The organism is Candidatus Cloacimonadota bacterium (assembly GCA_012522635.1).
Classification (GTDB): domain Bacteria; phylum Cloacimonadota; class Cloacimonadia; order Cloacimonadales; family Cloacimonadaceae; genus Syntrophosphaera.
The window spans coordinates 1-15371 of sequence record JAAYKA010000082.1; the positions used below are offsets into that span (position 1 = coordinate 1).

The 15371-nt window shown below is 48.9% G+C and carries 12 protein-coding genes; 3 read left to right on the forward strand and 9 right to left on the reverse strand.

The window, feature by feature from the left end; genetic code table 11:
* Positions 1-283 precede the first annotated feature (283 nt).
* Positions 284-1561: a T9SS type A sorting domain-containing protein gene (locus GX135_04500; GenBank protein NLN85348.1), complete on the forward strand. Its 1278-nt coding sequence runs from the start codon at positions 284-286 to the stop codon at positions 1559-1561.
* Positions 1562-1682: 121 nt separating this feature from the next.
* Here GX135_04500 and GX135_04505 read toward each other — a convergent pair whose 3' ends face one another.
* The 9 genes from GX135_04505 to GX135_04545 form a co-directional block, all read right to left on the reverse strand.
* The gene (locus GX135_04505; protein NLN85349.1) at positions 1683-3368 is read right to left on the reverse strand and encodes a GGDEF domain-containing protein; all 1686 of its coding nucleotides are present in this window, start codon (positions 3366-3368) and stop codon (positions 1683-1685) included.
* A complete protein-coding gene (locus GX135_04510; protein ID NLN85350.1) occupies positions 3365-3700 on the reverse strand; it encodes a hypothetical protein in 336 nt (111 codons plus the stop codon). The genes GX135_04505 and GX135_04510 overlap by 4 nt, the downstream gene beginning before the upstream one ends.
* Positions 3697-4821, reverse strand: coding sequence for a DUF362 domain-containing protein (locus GX135_04515; protein ID NLN85351.1), 1125 nt, complete (start codon positions 4819-4821; stop codon positions 3697-3699). Before GX135_04515 ends, GX135_04510 begins: the two co-directional genes overlap by 4 nt.
* On the reverse strand, positions 4821-6035 hold the full coding sequence (locus tag GX135_04520) for a hypothetical protein (protein ID NLN85352.1): 1215 nt from the start codon (positions 6033-6035) through the stop codon (positions 4821-4823). Before GX135_04520 ends, GX135_04515 begins: the two co-directional genes overlap by 1 nt.
* Before the next feature lie 17 nt (positions 6036-6052).
* Complete coding sequence (locus tag GX135_04525) at positions 6053-7306, reverse strand: adenylosuccinate synthase (GenBank protein NLN85353.1); 1254 nt, start codon at positions 7304-7306, stop codon at positions 6053-6055.
* A 211-nt stretch (positions 7307-7517) separates the two neighbouring features.
* Positions 7518-9488 (reverse strand): T9SS type A sorting domain-containing protein, encoded by a 1971-nt coding sequence (locus tag GX135_04530; protein ID NLN85354.1) that lies wholly within the window; start codon positions 9486-9488, stop codon positions 7518-7520.
* Positions 9485-11662 carry a hypothetical protein gene (locus tag GX135_04535; GenBank protein ID NLN85355.1) on the reverse strand — a complete coding sequence of 726 codons (2178 nt, stop codon included), beginning with the start codon at positions 11660-11662 and terminating at the stop codon, positions 9485-9487. The genes GX135_04530 and GX135_04535 overlap by 4 nt, the downstream gene beginning before the upstream one ends.
* A gap of 136 nt (positions 11663-11798) precedes the next feature.
* Positions 11799-11960, reverse strand: a complete 162-nt coding sequence (locus GX135_04540) for a hypothetical protein (protein NLN85356.1) — start codon at positions 11958-11960, stop codon at positions 11799-11801.
* 171 nt (positions 11961-12131) lie between these two features.
* Positions 12132-13049: a T9SS type A sorting domain-containing protein gene (locus GX135_04545; protein ID NLN85357.1), complete on the reverse strand. Its 918-nt coding sequence runs from the start codon at positions 13047-13049 to the stop codon at positions 12132-12134.
* A 1207-nt stretch (positions 13050-14256) separates the two neighbouring features.
* Between GX135_04545 and GX135_04550 the strand changes: the two genes are divergently transcribed.
* Together GX135_04550 and GX135_04555 are read left to right on the forward strand one after the other, a co-directional pair.
* The gene (locus tag GX135_04550) at positions 14257-14823 is read left to right on the forward strand and encodes a hypothetical protein (protein ID NLN85358.1); all 567 of its coding nucleotides are present in this window, start codon (positions 14257-14259) and stop codon (positions 14821-14823) included.
* Between the two features lie 192 nt (positions 14824-15015).
* Positions 15016-15371, forward strand: a 356-nt coding sequence (locus tag GX135_04555; GenBank protein NLN85359.1) for a 16S rRNA (guanine(966)-N(2))-methyltransferase RsmD, incomplete at its 3' end; no start/stop codon positions are given.

The following is a 15371-nucleotide window of genomic DNA, read 5'->3' on the forward strand; positions in this document are numbered from 1 at the left end:
CTTTGCCAGGTACTGAAAATCTGCCTGCAGCGAACTACACACTATAATACATCTCCATATAGACCTGATTTGACCGATCCTTGGCAAATGAAAATAAGGCTGGTTTAAAAAATGGGGGAATGCCAAACCAGTTTTTCCTTGACAAAAAAAAGAGAACTTAAAAACTTAGTTGAAGAGTGTATAAATAAATCCCGAAAGCGGCGAGGCGTTTTTGTGAATAGCGGGTATTGGCGTCGCCGGTTCAGGTATGGGATTCATATCCACTTCAAAAAAGGAGAAGAACATGAAAAGATGCTTGATTGTTTTGCTTATTTTGTTTCCCATCATGCTGATGGCTTTTGGCTTTCCCGGCCATAAAACCAACAGACCAGCCCAAAATCCTCTGCGTTTACTGCAGTGGAAGCTGACGGATTATACAAGCTACACCTATGAAAATAACGACTGGTTTCCCGATATCAGGATGGAATACTATTATATCGCCAATAATTCTACCAAGCTGGATAAGGTAGTCGTTCAAGATTGGGATGAAGTCGAATGGTCACCCTATAAATCGCTTGTGCAATACAGCTACAATGTTAATGGCAGGGTTGTTGAACAACTTATTTCCATGGAATTTATGGGTGATATTTTCGACTATGGCAAGGCCAGCTATGAATACGACAGCCAAAACCGTCTGCTGAAAGCAACGATGAAGGTGTTTGACGAATGGGATCAGGTGTGGACTCCGATTTTTAGGTATGATATGGTTTATGGCTCCGGAACCAGCTTTACGGCATATCAGTGGAATCCCTATGACGATGATGAATACTATCGCGCCGAATATGAATTCGACAGTTTCGGCCGCATTATTCAGGAAAATATCTTCGCATCCGATGACTCTTTGAACTGGGAGAACAACTCCAGAACCTTTACCCAATATCACCCTCAGGACAGCCATACCGGCGCGGATCTGATTGAATATATCGCTGATATGTTTCATCTCATGCTGTTGCTCGATTCTTACGAATTTCCCGGTATGAAAAGTGTTGTCACGCATGATTTTTGGGATGAAAATATGTGGCTATACGCGGGCATCATAGAGTGTGAATACGACACACAATTGCGCCTTGAATGGGTGAATGAAGACTTTTACCACGGCACGAACTGGCTCTCCAGCTATACTGATGACTATTTTTATGACAGTGATGGTCAAAACAATCTCGTCATTGGGAAAATCTTTCTCGACGGAATGGACGACTTTGAACTGGACGAAAAACATGAATATGGCTGGGAAAGCTTTGAAGTGGCAAACGACGATAACACGCTTCCGCCTGCCAGGCTTGCCATCGAAGCCTATCCCTCTCCCTTCACAGACAGACTGAATATAAAAACTGGTGCAGCTTCCAGCGCGCCGCTCACGGTCTCGGTTTACAATCTGAAGGGACAACTTTTACATAGCTTTGAAAGTTCCGATGGACGCGAGATTGTTTGGGATGGAAGTGACCAACCCTCAGGGATTTACTTCATCCGTGCCAGTCAGGGGACAGAATCCAGCGTCAAAAAGGTTCTAAAACTGAAATAAACAAAGCGTTTTATGAAATATCAGGGCGGTACGCGCAAGACGTTCCGCCTTTTTTTTGCAATATATCTCTCAAGTCATTTTCAGCCTACAGGTTGGTTTTTTCTGGGAAGCAGGTGTTGATTTAGGAATCGGGTTCCGCGTCTTTGGCGCGCAGAACCAAATCCCGTCCGGCATCCTTGGCTTCGAAAAGCGCGTCGTCCACACGCTGGAAATAGGGTTCCAAGGAATCCTGATGCAGGTCGGCAAGTTTCACCGAAGTCCAGCCAATGCTCACGGTCACGCTGATGGGGGTATCTTTCCATTTGAAAACGCTTTCGCGAATTTTTAGGCCCAAATTTTCCATTTTAACTGCCATTCTTTCTTCGTTCACATCAAAGAGGATGATGAGAAATTCCTCACCACCCCAGCGGATCACGATATCACTTTTGCGGAAAAAGCCCAACAGCAGGCGGGACAGGCGTTTAAGAACATAATCTCCAGCCAGGTGGCCAAATTGTTCGTTGACGCGCTTGAAGTGGTCGATATCCAGGATTGCCAGACAGACTGGGACCCTTTGCCTGATGGCGAGTTGGAAGGCGTGATCCAATCCAGAAGCCATATAGCGCCGGTTTTTCAGGCCGGTGAGTTTGTCTGTAATGGAGAGTTCCTCCACCTGTTTCAGCAGGGATTTGATTGTTTCATAGTTTTCATGCAGGGTTTCCACATAGGCGTTGTTTTGCAGGCTTATCTGGCGCCCCAAATCCACCGCGTTTTGCTGCAAAAAACTCATCGCGCGGGAATATTGGTTCACATCCAGGTTTTTACCCAGAAAATCGGAAAGATTGCTCAGCCAGGCCCAGCTTTTGTGGAGGTAATAGTTTGAATGCTTGAATTCACGGATGGATTGGCGAAAGCTGGCTTTCACGGCAGAGAGGTAGTTTCCGGCAAAAAAGTGGAGGTATTGCAGTTGCTGCGCGGAAAGCAGGGAAGAGGGATGACGCCGCAACTGCATTACATACTGCATCTTTTCCGCGGGGCTGGCGTCGCGATTTTCCTGCATGAAAAGCTCGTGAAGCAGGGTGGCGGAAAGCAGGTCTCTCCGGTCGCGAAGCTTGGCGCCAAATTTATGCAACACCATTTTGCGCAGGGCGGTGTCGCGTCCCCAATTCAGCATCCTTATCCATCTCAAAATCATATACAGCGCGGTTTCCGGACCATCCAAACGATACATTTCGCAAACCAAATTCATCCACAGGGAGCTGAAACTGAGATGGCGTTCCCGGTGCTGTAAAATGCGGGCCACAGAAATCATATAGGTGGCGTAAAGCCTTGGCCGCTGCAGGGATACCTGGTTTTCCAGTTCCTTGCGCAGGTGGCGGGCGCTGTCCAAATCGCCCATTATGGTCAACAGCCAAAAAAGTTCCAGCCGCAAAAACAGTTCCCGCTGCTCTTCGCTGGGGTCTTCCTTGTAAACCAATTTCAGTGCGGCGCGCATTTCCTGCTCTGGATTGAGGGGAAAGTGGTCCAAATATTTGAAAAACTCCAGCATTTCGCCCCGTCCGCTGCCAACCCTGGCGCGTAAAAGTGGAACTAATTGCTCCAAAATGGTGGCGGTTAAAACCCGCAGACCACGCAAAGTTGGTTCACGCCCGCAATTCTGGGTGTCCAGGGTGAGAATCATGTTAATCAGGTATTGGCGTTGGTTTGGGTCGGATTCCAAAAGCAGCGCCAACATCTCACGCAGGTGTTTTTTTCGCCGCCAGCCAAATGTGGAGGGTTGTGGTTTTTTTTCGCTTGGAGCAGGCGGGTTTTCGTTGTCGGAGTTCATTTTCCTTTTTTGGTTTTTTTCAGGCTGTCTTCCTGAGCGGGCTTAAAAATATAAACCGTTTCGTCCTTCTCATAAATACCGGTACGTTCCTTCAGATAAAGCTTTCGCTCTTCCGGATCGGTGCGCAGCCGATGGATTTCCTGTTTGAGGCTGTCGTTTTGAGCGCTTAACAAATTATGTTCCGTTTCCTTGGTTTTGTTTTTTTGGCTCAACTGCCATTTTTTTAAATAGCTGTTATTGCCCCAAACCAAGATCCAGCTTATAACGAGCAGAAAGAGCAACAGATAAACGATATTGATGAGGATTTTGTTTTTTGGCTTTTGTGTTTTCATCGTTCTATAATTTTAACCAACAGGCTTTTATGGATATCAATGGCGTCGTGGGGACACATTTCGTGGCAGCAAAGACAGCGGATGCAGGCTTTGGGGTCAATCTCGGGAAAGTTGAATTTATCCGGTGGGGAAATCACCTGCACAGGACAGCTTTGCACGCAGATTCCGCATTTTAGGCAGCGGTTGCTGATGATGGGACGCTTGTAATAAAGGCGCTCCATCAGGTGTCTTGCGGATCGGGGCACCTTGCGCAGAAAGCGGTTGCTGAATTTCACCGCCCTGAGATCGGCATCCGGGATGACGTAGCCCCGGAAACTGGTTGGAACCTCGATGCGGGAGGGCAAAATTCCATCCATGCGCAGGGCTTCTTCCAGGTAGGGAACGTCGCCGGGCGCAAAACCCATCATTTTCGCTGCGACATAATCCAGAGCGGAAACCGAACGTGAACCAAAAAGAAGGCCAAAACTGCGGGTGCGACCACCGGAGGGACCCAGACCATCCATACCCTGGATGCCATCGATGATGTTGTAGCTGAGCCGCGAACGCACCAGAGCGTAGAGCGCCAGCAGTAATCTGGAAAAATCCAGCGAATTTGGGTAAAGACTGTGATAGTTCGATTTTGCCAAGCCCGGCACCAGGCCATAGAGGTTTTTCAGCGCTCCGGTGTAGCCCACCAAACCGTGAGTTTTATATTTGGCAACGTTCACCACGATGCCGCATTTCCAAAAAACTTCCGATATTTTCACCGAAAATTCACCATATTCCAGTTCCCGGAATCCGGCGGTGGAGAGATTTACCAGTTTAACAGGATATCGCTCCGCCAGGCTTGCCAAACCGCTTGTTTCCCACACTCTTTCAACGTTTGCCGTGCCGCCGGGGCTGTCTCCAATCCACACTTCCTTGCCCAAATCCAAAAAATGGCGGACCAAAGCCTCCATCACAACAGGATGGGTGGTCACAGCTCTTTCGGGCGGGAAATTGCCCAACAGGTTTGGCTTTAACAACACCCTTTTGCTGCGTTTCAGGCGCTGGCGGGGGACATGACTCAGAAAATCGTCAACAGCCGCCTCCAAAAGGGGCAGCTCATAGTTTTCAACCCGACGAATCTGTACTTTTGGCATCAGTCGAAATAGAGGAACTCTTTGCGGTTGAAGGCGCTGAAATATAGATCCACAGAGAGGTTGACCTGCGCGACGGGCGCCTTGCCTGCCACATCAATCATGCCGGCAAGGTTCACGCGCACATCCGGATGGCTCCAGGTTCCGCCCAGCGTGATAATGTGTTGGCTATTTTTGCCAATGTGGCCGATGGGCATCACCGCGTCCCACCAGATGGAAACTGTATCCGCGGAGGCATAGCCCTGCGCGTCGGGAAGCCTGAAATTGCCATCCCAAACCTGGGGATTGTAGATATAGCCCGCACGGTAGGTGTAGCGACGGATGGTTTTTTCCGCGCCCAGATGGATGCTGTGGCGGTCCTTGAAATCCGCGCTGATGGCGCTGTTTTGTTCAAAATCAAGTTCGGCGGTAAGGTTGGTTCCATCCTTGTGATAAGCCACGCCCAGTCCCATCTGCAGGGGTAAAACGCTGTCATATTGAGCGAAGGTCAGATCCCAATCAAAATTTTGCGGCGGCGTCGCGGTCAAACCCGCGTTCACGGTTTCACCCGTATAAAGGAAACCTAATTGAGGTCGCAGCAAATACTTATAATCCCGAATACTGGCAAAAGTGCGCAAAATGGTGACGTCGTTCAAATAGTGGATTTGATTGTGCAGATTCAGCCCCAAGTGAAAATTGTCCATATGCCAGGCGGCGTTCGCGGTGAATTGGTTCAAAAAATAGCTGGGATAGCGCATGATGAGCCCGGCGCCCATATTGATTTCCACCCCAAAATAGTCCACCTTCACAGTTTTGGGCAGGCTATACAGCAGGCCGTAAGTGAAGTGGTTGCCAATCTTTCCGCCACCTCCAACAATTCCCAGGGGCACCGGTGAAGACATCGTTTGCGGGGAAAGCTTATAATAGACAGCGGTATCCGCGATGGCATGGGTGTTCACATCCACCGGCACTTTAGCAAGCATTTCCAGATGCAGCGTGGGTTTATCGGGGTCATAGCTGGCGGGGTTGATTAAAACATTGTCTACCCCACCGGGCAGCGCGATACCTGTGGAACCGCGCCCCATCGCGCTGGTGGATATATAGTTGCGTGTGAAGCTATCAAAAAAAGGATTCATATATTGGGGTTGGGGCAGCTCGATTTCCAGGCTGTCCCTGTTCTGGGCGTGCAGCCCCAGCGCCAAAAGCGCCAGCAGTATCAAAATAATGTGTTTACGCATGGCAAACCTCTCAAAAATTATTTAACGGTTATGGTTTGTTCGCGATCCTTGCCCACGGAAACCACCTCGATGGGTACTTCCACCAGGTCTTGAATCGCTTCCAGATAGTCTTGCGCCTGGGGCGGCAGGTCTTCCAGTTTGCGAAATTCGCCCAAATCCTCATCCCAACCCGGCAGCGTGAGATACTCCGGTTCCACGCGCGCCAGATCCAAATGGTGAAAAGCGTATCCGGGCAGCTTTTGCCCATCCAGCCAATAAGCGGTGCAGATTTTCAGCTCTTCCATCCCGCTCAGAACGTCCAAAAGCGTGACCGCGATGGCAGCCAAGCCGTTCAGGGAAGCGGTGTAGCGGGCTGCCACGGCATCGAACCAGCCGATGCGTCGCGGTCTGCCCGTGGTGGCTCCAAATTCATTGCCCGCCTTGCGGATAGCCTCCGCGGTTGGGTCGAAAATTTCGGTGGGAAACGGACCTTCTCCCACACGCGTGACGTAAGCTTTGTAGATGCCCAGGGTTTTATCCAGCCAGCGGGGTGGAAAACCGATGCCCACACTGGTGGCGCCGGACAATGTATTTGACGATGTAACAAAAGGATAGGTGCCGAAACTGAGATCCAATAGCGTTCCCTGCGCTCCCTCAAACAGGATTTTTTCGCCTTCCAAATACCATTGGCGCACCAACAGATCTGCCTGGGCGGCAAAGGGTTTTAAAAATTCCCAAACCTCCTGCAGGGCGGAAAGTTCCGCCTCCGGGTCTTCCCAGTTCAGGTCGTGGCTGTCATAAAGAGCCGTCAACCGTTCTCGCAGCCATTCCGGATGACGCAAATCACCAAAACGCAGGCCATTACGTGAAGCCTGATCGGCATAAGCGGGGCCAATTCCCTTGCCCGTGGTGCCGATTTTTCCCGCGCCACGTTTTTCCTCTTTCAGACCGTCCAATTTTTTGTGCAGAGGCAAAACCAAACCCGCGCGTTCATCCACGAAAAGCCTGTCCGAAAAATCTATGCCCTGCTCCATCAGCGAGCGCATTTCCTCCTTCAAGCCGAAGGGGTCAATCACGGTTCCAGCCCCGATCACACATTTGGTTTTGGGGTAGAGGATGCCTGAGGGCACGGTGTGGAAAACATACTTTTTTCCCTGTAAAACAATGGTGTGCCCGGCGTTGGCACCGCCCTGAAAACGGGCAACCACATCCGCGTTCGCGCCCAAAAAATCCACAATTTTAGCCTTTCCCTCATCGCCCCACATACATCCCAGCACCGTTAATGAGCTCATTTGTATCTCCCTTGTGTTCGTAAAAACATTTATTTACTTGGGATAATTTCTGTCAAACCTTTTCTTGCGAATTCGTGAATTTTGGGTTGAGATTTCACCCGCGACCTCCTGAGCCGGAAAAAAATTAACGGCTTTAAGATCACAAAAGAACTCTTCAAATCGCCTCACAGGCGTGATGGCTCTTTTTGTTTTTTGTTTGGATATCTTTAGCTCAGTTACGCAGCAGCAAAACCTTCTTCACAAGCTTTGTGCCCGCGCAATCCAAGCCGAGAAAATATATGCCTGGCGCGCATAAGGAACCACGATCATCTCTGCCGTCCCAAATTTTGGAAAAAGTTCCCGGCTCGCTCGTGTCATTGTGCAATTCCCGCGTAAGCTGACCTTTGGCGTTAAAAATCCTCAGTTTAACCGGGCCGGCGGTGTTGATATCGAATTTTATCACGGTTTTGTGGGAAAAAGGATTGGGAAAGTTTTCCAGGCTGAGGGTCAGCGGCGGTGTTTCTGGTTCAAATTCTGAGGGCAAGTTCATTTTGGTCATTCTGGTATTGCTTTTCAGATATACTTCCTCGGGACCGGGCTGGTAAACCGCTGCCACCCTGAATTCATACCAGGTGTCGGGATCCAAATCCCAAAGCCACAGGCTGCGGCTATTTCCCGGAACTTGGGTGCTAATCCATTGCGCGGCACTGTCTTCATAGGTTTTGTATTGCACTTCGAAATGGTCGGGATCCGTGTAGGAATGCCATTGCAGCCTGGCGGCTTGATTGTCCACAAATTCAAGTTCTTTCAAATATGGAATGCAGCTTAAGCCGCTGTTGGGGTCAATTTCCATTCCCGACGCAATGAAATTGTCGATGCGTTGGGCGATTTCGCGCATCTCCTGGCGCCCCTCTCCCACAAAATAGACGCTGTAATAGGTGAGGCTGTCTCCCGGAGCCAGGTTCAGTCTGCCCACTGGATCTGGATTTTGGGCGCTGGGCTGGCTGCCGTGGATGACATTTAAAAAACGGGTGTCACAGTTATAAGGCTGTTCCTGCACCGGGATGTTCGCATCCTGGCTTCTGAGGGGGAAAAGCGTATTGGGTCTGGGGTTGCGCCCCGTCATCAGCCAATATTTTTCGTTGGCAGTTTGCCTGTTGGTTTGAGCCAGAGCTCTGGGTTCATTATCATTGGGGCTAAATCCTAAATCCCAAGCCCAAGCCGCACGCTGGCCCTCAAAATCGTAACAAATGATTTTATTTCCAACCCAGAATGGGCTCAAACCAAGGTCTCCATTATAATCCCGGCTGTAGGCATATTCGCCCACAAGATCATAGCCGCTAATGTCGTCTTGTGTTGCTTGGGGATTTTCCCACCCAGCTGGATAAATATCCGCGTCCACATATTCACCAAAGGCAAGGTCTTGAATCTCGTCTAGCTCGTTCATGTTGTAGATCGTGATGCGGAAAATCACAAAGCTATCGTGATTTTGGAGGTTCCAGGCAAATGATTCCCTCTTGATGCCCAACCCCAGTGGATAGTGATGCGCAAAGCCGACGTGCGGTCCCATAGTTCTTTTTCCCGGTGATCCCAAAGGACAAAAATCGTAGAAAAATCCCGTGAGTGTTTCAAAACCCGGACTGTCGTGCGCCACAGGCTGCGGGCTGCTGAAGCAATAATTATCCAGAGGGTCCGGCCAAACAAATCCCCGCGGCGAAGGAAATCCCAGAAAACTTTGTAAAACCGTGTCTTGCAAATAATACTGGGTGTAACGAGGGTTGGAAGTCGCTCTGGGATTGTATGTGGGAAGCAGTTCAAAAAGGGCTAAATCTCCTTCAATACCAACGCTGGTGAGGCTGTCGATAACGGGTTTCAGTTCCGCGTTCCAATCCGGGGCGCCTTCGTGGGTTATACTGTCGTCAATATATGGGTCTGGGTGCAGCCAAAAAAGTCTGCGTCCTTCTTCATCGCGCCGCGGGATTTTCCCACCAATCCAGATGCCACCCGCATACATCAGATTATCAGGTGAATATCTCGGATAACGAAGATTATGACATGTGCCATAATTGCTCACCCACAGCTCCAGGCTGCTGGCTTCGTGCGCCACTTGGTGCAAAGCTTTATCCGGAGCTTCCGGTTTCAGGCTCAGCGCTCCCAGAATGGCAAAACTAAATGCCACTAAAATCAAAAAAAGCCGTTTCATTTTTTCCTCCAACTTGTTGTGGCCGGTTCCAGCAAACGATTCAGGATGATTGTCACAGCCGGTGCCACATCATCCGGTTCCAGATATGAAAGCGGGACGCCAAACACAAAGATCCGCTCATGCTGATAGCCCACATATTTATTGGAATACAGGTCATATTCTTCCTGGCTGGGAGGATAAATAGGATGATCCACCGGCTTGCAGCCAAAACGATGGTAATATGGCCAGCTTGATTTGTGATTAAACCAGCTTATCCCACACAAGCCCTGACGCAACCGAACACTTGAATTGAAAGCGTTGTCTATCATCAGGTTCATATTTCCCTGATTCTGTGGAGCTTCCGAGCGGATGAAATAATGTTTGGTTGTGGGCAAAACCCCAAAATCCTGGCTTCCGTCAAGTCCAAACCGACTGGCGGCATAAGAGGGATAATAATCGCAAATAGTTTGAAGATATGAAGCCAATTTATAAGTGGAGCTAATCAGGAGCGCGCCTTCCATATCCAGATAAATCTCCAGGGCATCCATGCTGTAATAAAGATTTGGCGCGTACATCGAGTTATCCGAATGCCAGACAACGGCCTTGAACTGCTGAAGCAAAACGGAGGAAATGTTCCGGGATGCTCCATAAGGATCGATTTCATATCTTTGTACAGCGCCCCATTGGGTGGGTATTACCGTGTTGTAAAAGTTGTTTACATATTCCTCAGGAGATAAAGATAGGTCTCCACGGCTGTCGTCCACAATCAAAATGCCGCTGCGATTGGCAAATGGCACCTTCGGCTTCAGGCTGATTGTGGTGGTGGCGGCTTCGCTCACGGTGCCCTGCGCGTCCACCACGCAAACTTCAAATTGATAATCTCCAGGGCTCAAACCACTGAAGATGTGGCTTTGCGCATTGTGGTCAAGATTCTTTACGCGCAGCCAGGTTTTGCCAGCGTGTGTCACCTGGATTGGATTCACAAAGTGGGGCTGTGTGGGAAACGGGGCTCCGTTGAAGCGCAAATAAAAATAATCCACCTGGCTGTAATACGAGGTGCCTGTATTTGCGTCCACACACAGATTTAATTCATGGTCAAACGGGTTATTGGTAACATCAAGTTCGCCACCAGGAAATGTTCCGCCAAATTGTCCCGAAAATCCCCATTGCAGATGCAGCTTCAAATCTGGAGAGTGAATCGCTTCCCATCCCGTCTCATTTTCCCAAAGCAATCTGTTAAAGCGATTTCCGTTTTGTGGGATTAAGTTATAGAATTCAGGTTTATGGAGGGTGTTGTCGATGGAGTAATGGTTTTGTCCCAATGCCACCAGGGTTTGGCCATAGATTAAAGCCTGGGGCTGAAAACCGTCCCGAACTCGGAAATAAATGCTTTTCGGATTGGCTTCTTCCAAGCCTTGGCGGCTCACCACAAAAGATTCAAACTGGGTGTATTGCCCCATCGCGTTTGGAGATAGCGCGGGCTCAGTGTTCAAGCCCAGCTTCACCACGCGCGGGTCACGCAGCTCCAAAGAGCTGTGCCATTCACCTTCCGAAATCACTTCCAGACGGTGGTTCAAAATGTTCAGCCGGTACATGAAATGGCTGGCATAAAGCCCTTCCACATAGATATTTTGCACAATTTCGCTCAGCCTGAATTCCAGCCCTGCCCCCGTAACCGAGCCCTCTATAAAATCCGTCTCAAGCCGGCTGGAAAGCAGGCGCTCACTCTTGAAACCACATTGGTAATCGCTTGTTGTTCCATCCGCTTTTTTCACCCGCAATTCAACTTTCACAATCAAATCCCGCAGCTTCCCCTCAAGGGAATAAAAATCAAAATCCAGCTTGGAGCGGCTCGTCCAAAGCGTTCTGTGTGCTCCAGGCTGGGAAAGCGGAAGGTTTGAATCACCCTCCGCAGCTCTGAACCACAGCCAACCATCGGGATTGGCAAACCAGCCCGAAGGCGTTTCCCCGCTTAAAGTTTCCACCTTCCAAGAAAAAAGCAAACCTTCCTCAAGCTCCAAACCCGCTTCCACACTTTGGCGATAGATGTAGTCTTCATTTTCCAGAGGCAGTATTTCCTCGGAAAAACGCAGCGCTCCACCTCCAAGCTGTGGCTGGGTGGGCATCCGTTTATCACATGAAAACAGCCCTGCCAGCAAAATAAAACACAGGCATACTCTCAGTAAACGAGGCATCATTTCCTCCTTCGCGACCGCTGGTTTCATCAGCAGAACAAATCCCCCCAAAGCTCTGCCAGATTATATCTCGGCGGACGCGGGCCTTGTATTTGTTCAGTAAAGTGTTTTTGAGTTTATCAAACAAAAACCATTTTCAATTTCCAAGAAATAAAGTCAAGTTATTTATATTTTCGCCCGCAAAAACAAACCATAAATGTTCCCTCGACATTTGAGAAAACTTTGCCTCAAATTGTTTGGCTTCCAAGCGTTCTTCCCTGCCTTCAATCTGAGCGTAACCCGGGATTAACCAAGGCACATCCCCATCCTGCAATGCGATGATCTTTAGGCATCATTCAGTGACGCATGAGCCAGAGCCAGGAGCCTGGCAGCGTTTATGAGGAATCCAGCCTCTTTGAAGCTGGCAAAATTCGGCTAATAAAAAAGCCCGGCGAGGAAGCCGGGCTTTTATCTATTCAGGGTGGAATAATTATTTCAGCAGGACTGCCTTGGTTTGATAGCTGTCCTTGCCGGCGTTCATCACGATGTTGTAAACTCCGTTGGAGAGGATGTTTCCGTTGTAGTCGGTGCCATCCCAGCTGATGCGGTGCATGCCGGCGGCTTTGACGCCCATGTCGAATTGTTTCACGAGCTGTCCGCGGCTGTTGTAAATCTTGAAATCCACAGCGCTGTCTTTTGCCAGGCTGAAGGGGATGAAAGCCATGGGGTTGAAGGGGTTGGGATAGACGCTGTGAAGCTGGGTGACCAGCGGAATTTCCGGGCTGGGGTTTTCGCCGGCGGCGTTGAAAAGCACGCTCACGGGGCCATGGAAAGTGGAGCTTCCATTCAGATCGTTGGCTTCCAGCCAGTAGTAATAGGTTCCGGAATCCTGCAGATCGGCGTCTTCATAGTGGTAGGTATGCTGCTGTGAGCTATTGCTGGACGCGATCAAAGGGCTCACGATCAGGGCGTTGGCAAGGTTGTTGATTTCAGCGCGATGGACGTAGTAGCCGCGCATTCCGGTTTCGGTTTCGGTGACCCAGGTGAGGGCGACATTGTTTTGCGCGGAGATGGTGGCTGTGAAGCTGCTGAGTTCCACGGGGACGTGGTTTTCGCCGCCACAGATATTGGAAGACCAATTATAATCTATATTATTCCCTGTTTGTACCACTTGCTGAATTTCATCGAACTCGTAATCATCATGAGTCAGATAGTAGGTCCCAGGGCCCGGATAAGCTGCTCCGTGATCGCCTAAAATTATTTCTGTACCTCCTACCTGGACATTAGCTTTGTTAAAGATATAGAAATTTCCATTATCATCAGTTACGCCAAGTTTCTTATGACCGCTTCCATCTCCGGCATCATACCAAACTTCGGCACCTGCGATGGGATTTTGGGTTTCGCACACAAGAGCATGGATAGTCCAATAGTTATAATTGTCAGGTGATTCCCACCCAACCTTGGCTAATTGCGCGCAAGCAACGACCCAATATTCTCCGTCTTTATATGCCCAAGAAAAACCATTACCAATTGGGATCCCTTCAAATATTGTTTTATCATTTGCATCCCCAATCCACCAGTATCCAATATCAGGCAAGGCAGGTTTTGTTATGACATAATATCCGAAAAGTTCTTCTGGTTCTTCAGAGTTTCCTACTGTTACAGAAACATCTATTATCAAGTCTCCATTAACCCACTTAAATTCATGCTGCACTATACCTTCCGTGTCACCATTATCATAATGGGTTTTACTTTTCCATTGCTGCAAAACTGGCTCAAAACCACCTAGGTCGCCTTGTACACCAGCATAAATATGGTATGTTTTTTCTGCATTCAACATGCCTATGACCATCAAAAGGACAGCCATCAACAAAAGCAATTTTTGCGTTTTTTTCATTTCTATCTCCAATATTTTTGTGACCTTCGGTGAAAAGCGGGGACGTCAAAAATCCCAACCTTTCTCCGATAGCCAGATATTATTCTTTTTTTATAGAACCATTTTGCATGATTCTATCAAGAGAAAACCCACATGACCACCCTTTGTGTACCCAAATATTTGTCAAGCAATTTATTATGCGGGGATTAATTTTGTTTTTTATGAAATTGCAACTGTTTTGAAAATAAGGCTATGTGTGACGACAATGTAATTACATTATTTTAACCAAGAGGTCACATAACATGGGTTCTGTAGATTTTGCCGGGCTTCACACGGTTTCCATTATCTATAGAACGAGTCTGTTGAAATTTCACCAACTAAACCCTAACCCTATGTGTCGCTTAACTTTGCTTTTGAAACATAAGGAAGACATAAGGCGGCGAGAGGGAAGGGTTCAGTTTTGAGTAGTCAATTTTCAGGATAAAGTTGAGAGTAATTGGCTGTAAAATAGTTGGTTAGCTCTTATTTAGGGCGAATATTGTTAGAGAACCCCGCCAAAACCATAAAACCTCAAAACTCGAAAAAATCCAGAGGAGCGGGATTGGATTAAGGGGTTTCCTTCGCATTTTCACTTCTTCAAACCCGCCTTTTCATGGCTCCGGACAAAAGCCAAAGGTTTTTATTGACATAAACGCGCCTCCGGCAATCTTGGGCAAGATGATTTAAAATGGGAGTTAAAATGAAGAACAACAGCTCAGGCTGGGCGCCGACCATCACGCTGGCAAAGCTTTTTGAAGAGCAGAACCAGTTTTTCGACGCGCTGGCCGCATACGAACTGATCAGCCAGACGGATTCTTCGCCGGAACTTAAGGAAAGCATTGAGGAGCTGCATTTGCGCATCCTCAGCGATCCTGTGAGCCGCTATGACGCCCGCATCGAACAGCTTTTTACCCCGGAGGAGCTGGCATATTTGAGGATTATGGACCATCAGGGTTTCCAAAACCTTGCCCAAGCCCGGGAAAAGCTGAATGAGGGCAGCCTGGGTGTGGAAATCTATCTGGATGAGGAAGAGGACTTTTTGGAAGACGATGAGGCAGCGGTGGACGCTTTGGCGCTCATGCTGCAGGAAATTGAAGAACAGGCCCAGGTGAATTTGGCGGAGTTGGATCCCGAGAGCCCCGAATTCACTGTGAGAGACCTTCTCATCGCCTTTTTGGGCAGGTTCGACAAAGAGCGCAAGCTGTCCGAAATCCGCCTCAGCGACCTGGTGGCAGTAATTTTGGAGATGCAGGGCATAAAAGAATAAGGTCCCGATGCCGCGAAAAGTGGAGCCAAAATATAACAAGCTCTGCCTGCGCTGTGAGAAAAAGTGTAAACAGGCGGCGCACCTAACCATCATATCCTGTCCGGATTTTGTGGCGAAACCGGTGCAAATGACTGTCCCGTTGGTGTTTCCGCGCGGACGTCCCCGCAAGCTGCGCCGCTGAGGTTTGTTTATATGCGCATCATCACAGGTAAATATAAGGGACGCAATCTCTTCAGCGTCAGTGGAAACAGCACCAGACCCACCAGTTCCTACCATCGCGCCATGATTTTCAACGTCTATGGCGATTTTGAGGGAAAAAGGGTGTTGGATCTGTTTTCCGGAACGGGTTCCCTGGCCTTGGAAGCTCTTTCCCGTGGTGCCGTTTGGGCGGATATGGTGGAATTTGCCGCTCCCGCCGTCGCCACCATCCTCAAAAATGTGGAAATGCTGGGCTGTGGCGAGGATTGCCACATTTGGCGCAAGCGGGTGGATTCCTTTTTGAAAAAAACCCAGGAACGCTGGGATTTGATTTTCCTGGACCCGCCCTA

What these genes read in the sequence shown, in the direction of transcription:
- GX135_04535 (NLN85355.1), bottom strand. Translation starts at nt 11,662, where the DNA reads ATGCCTCGTTTACTGAGAGTATGCCTGTGTTTTATTTTGCTGGCAGGG.
- GX135_04550 (NLN85358.1), top strand. Translation starts at nt 14,257, where the DNA reads ATGAAGAACAACAGCTCAGGCTGGGCGCCGACCATCACGCTGGCAAAG.
- GX135_04520 (NLN85352.1), bottom strand. Translation starts at nt 6,035, where the DNA reads ATGCGTAAACACATTATTTTGATACTGCTGGCGCTTTTGGCGCTGGGG.
- GX135_04510 (NLN85350.1), bottom strand. Translation starts at nt 3,700, where the DNA reads ATGAAAACACAAAAGCCAAAAAACAAAATCCTCATCAATATCGTTTAT.
- GX135_04515 (NLN85351.1), bottom strand. Translation starts at nt 4,821, where the DNA reads ATGCCAAAAGTACAGATTCGTCGGGTTGAAAACTATGAGCTGCCCCTT.
- GX135_04505 (NLN85349.1), bottom strand. Translation starts at nt 3,368, where the DNA reads ATGAACTCCGACAACGAAAACCCGCCTGCTCCAAGCGAAAAAAAACCA.
- GX135_04530 (NLN85354.1), bottom strand. Translation starts at nt 9,488, where the DNA reads ATGAAACGGCTTTTTTTGATTTTAGTGGCATTTAGTTTTGCCATTCTG.
- GX135_04525 (NLN85353.1), bottom strand. Translation starts at nt 7,306, where the DNA reads ATGAGCTCATTAACGGTGCTGGGATGTATGTGGGGCGATGAGGGAAAG.
- GX135_04500 (NLN85348.1), top strand. Translation starts at nt 284, where the DNA reads ATGAAAAGATGCTTGATTGTTTTGCTTATTTTGTTTCCCATCATGCTG.